Source organism: Aestuariivirga sp., assembly GCF_037139295.1.
Taxonomy (GTDB): domain Bacteria; phylum Pseudomonadota; class Alphaproteobacteria; order Rhizobiales; family Aestuariivirgaceae; genus Aestuariivirga.
Map to the genome: position 1 here is coordinate 1 of NZ_JBAXGR010000211.1, position 3,195 is coordinate 3,195.

Genomic DNA, 3,195 nt, shown 5'->3' on the forward strand with positions numbered 1-3,195 from the left:
GTTGGCATGGTGCCTGAAAGCGCTCGCGGCTTCTCGCGATCAGAAGTTGGCGGGAAGCTACAAGACCGGTTCGATCACGCTTGAGGTGCTCACCGAGCTTTCAAAGCTGAGCGCGCATGAGGACGGGCCAAAGCGTGCAAGAGACGCGATGTCCGGCCTTGGCGTTCACCTTGTCTGCGTTTCTCACTTGCCGAAGACTTATCTGGACGGCGCCGCCTTGCGTGGAGTGGAGGGCGGCGCACCGATCGTTGCGCTGACTTTGCGCTATGACCGGATTGATAACTTCTGGTTCTCGCTTCTGCATGAGCTCGCCCATATCGGACGCCACTTCAACGGCGCGACCGAGGCGTTCGTCGATGATTTCAGCCTTCGCGAGGCGCCTTCACGCCACGAAGACCCTCGGGAAAGTGAAGCCGACGAGTGGGCCGAGGAGGCATTGATTTCACGAGACCTTTGGGCAACCGCGGGCCTGACATCGCATGCGAGTTACTCGGGAATAATTGCATTCTCGCAGCGCATCGGTGTGCATCCGGCCATCGTTGCCGGACGTGTGAGGCATCAAACTCGGAATTTCCGGGCGTTCGCGCCACTACTGGGAACAGGAGAGGTGCGCAAGCAGCTTGAATGCGTTCAATAAAAAAGGGCGAGACATGGCCTCGCCCTTAAGGAGATCCGGCAAGGTGATGACGCACCCTTGCAGGTGGCCAACCCGAACCGAACAAGTATTGACACCGCCATTAAGGCGGGCGGACTCGGGAAAGCAAGTTCAATCTGCGTCAGATTGAAAGGAGTCCGCCATGCGCGGTCCTATGAAGCCGGGGACGAATGCTCCCCGTTCCGGTCAGTACGAACAGGTCGGTTCCCGTGGTGGGCGCACCGGTGAAGAGCGCACCGTTACTCGCGGTGAGCCTCTTCCGCCGACACCCAAGCCTGGAATGGGCTACGTGCTCGTCGATCCTACCAAGAACGGCTCCGGCCGCAAGTGAACTAGAGAGCGCCGCAGAATCTGCGGCGCTCTCAATTTCGCAACAAAAAGTTCTTCCCCATGTGGATCGGCGTTCGTCAGCGGTTCAGGAGTTTTCATGCAGACCTCACGCTAACCAGCGAGCAGGTCAGTGATGGTATGCCCCCGGCCACAATCCGCATCGGACGACTGACACGCTGGTCCAGAGCTGAGTTGCTTGCGGCTGTTTCGAGTCACAGAAAATAAAACCGGCCCGCCGATTGTGCAGCGGACCGGTGCTGTGACTACCCTCTAACAATAGTTTTCATAGCATTTTCCGTACATTTTCGCAAGCGGCGGGCCCAGCGGAAGCAGGGACTTCGCCTTGGAAAACGACCTCTCCGACATCAAGAAAGCCTTGGTTGCTCGCGCGCATGAGCTTGCCTGTGAGTTTCTTGGGCCATCTCCGAGATGTTGGAAACGCTGGCAAGCGCATCGATCGATATGGTAGTCTTCTTCATGGTGTTGCTCTCCGTTTAGGATTGAACACCCCGAGCCTACGGCTCGAGGAGAGCAACGCCAACCTCACTCCGAATTTCTACATCGACCGGGACATCCCCCTGAGGCCGTGGTTGGAGATCGTAACACTCGTCAGAAGCATGTCTGGCGATGCCGGATTGTACTCTTGACCGCCGATGGCGCCCCCCTGTGTCAGGAAAGTTGTCGCCCCGATAGGATTTGGCTTAACTGAATTCCAAGTCCTTCGTGATGGTGGTGGGTGGCTGTGGAATTGTGGGCGAAGGCCTGCGCGGTGGGCAACGCACCAGCGTTGTCCACGGCAAGCTGGCCGGTGCGCGGAGCGCATCGTCCACAAATCCACAGCCTGGCTCGCCGTCGTCAACTTTCCCCAGGGGCGATACAAGAGGACTTCATGGCTCGATACGGAAAAGCATTCAGGGAACGAGCGGTCTCACGGCTTCTGCCGCCGGAGAGCGCCGCAATTGATGTCGTGGCGAACGATACGGGTGTGAGTTCTGACACACTTGAGCGCTGGCGGAACGAGGTGCTGGCTGAGCCAGCCAGGCAGGCCACCTGGACCGCTGCTGCGCGGCTGGAGGCCGTCATCGCGGTCGCCGCTCTCGACGAGACGGCACGCAATGCCTGGTGCCGGGAACATGGCGTATATCCGCAAGAACTACAGCAATGGCGCGAGAGTGCGGTGCAGGCGTTGGCCCTCCCGGACGAGGCGCGCGCGAGCCCCTCGCAAACCCGGCAGGACCAGCGCCGGATCAAGGAACTCGAGCGCGAGTTGCGGCGCATGGAACGGGCCCTGGCGGAGACGGCTGCATTGCTGGTCCTGTCAAAAAAAGTTGCGGCGATCTTCAGCAAGGGCGAGGCCGAATGATCAGTCTCGAAGATCGCCGTCAGTTGGCCCGGGACATCGACATGGCGCACGCCGGCGGGGCGCGCCTGGATCGCATATGCGAGATTGCCGGTATCGATCTGCGCACCCTCCAGCGCTGGAAAGCGGGGCACGGGCTGGAGCTTGGCGATGGGCGGCCGCTGGCGGTGCGCCCCATTCCGGCACACGCGTTGACCCCGCTCGAGCGTGACAAGATCGTGCAGGTGGCCAACGAACCGCGCTTTGCGGACAAGCCGCCAGCACGCATTGTTCCGGCTTTGGCGGACGAAGGCGTCTACCTCGCCAGCGAGTCGAGTTTCCAGCGGGTACTGCGCGAGCGGCGGCAGACAACCCACCGTGGCAGGGCCAAGCCTCCGCGCAAGGTACGTCCACCTACAACGCACATCGCCACAGCACCGCGCCAGGTCTGGTGCTGGGACGTGACCTACCTGCCGGCACAGATCCTCGGTCATTGGTTCTATCTGTACCTGATCCTGGACATCTTCAGCCGCAAGATCGTAGGCTTCGAAGTCCACCCCACTGATGACGGGGAGCATGCCGCACTCTTGCTCAAGCGCACGGCATTGGCCGAGGGCATTCACGCGGCACCCGTCAAGCCCGTGCTGCACGGCGACAATGGGCCGACGGTGAAATGCCTCTCGGTAAAGGCCATGCTGGATTGGCTGAAGATCTCCCCATCATACTCACGGCCGCGGGTCAGTGACGACAACCCCTATGTCGAGAGCCTGTTCCGTACGGCCAAGTACCGTCCGGAGTTCCCAGGCGGCGGCTTTCCGGGCCGTGAGGCCGCCCAGAAGTGGGCTGCCGAGTTCGTGAATTGGTACAATTA

At 60.8% G+C, this 3,195-nt stretch carries 1 protein-coding gene and 1 pseudogene; both read left to right on the top strand.

Annotation, left to right across the window (positions count from 1 at the left end; all coding sequences use genetic code 11):
* Positions 1-637 (top strand): ImmA/IrrE family metallo-endopeptidase (locus tag WCJ41_RS20915; RefSeq protein WP_336907772.1); only part of this gene is annotated, 637 nt, incomplete at its 5' end.
* A 1,237-nt stretch (positions 638-1,874) separates the two neighbouring features.
* A pseudogene (locus WCJ41_RS20920) lies at positions 1,875-3,195 on the top strand (IS3 family transposase); the annotation flags it as partial.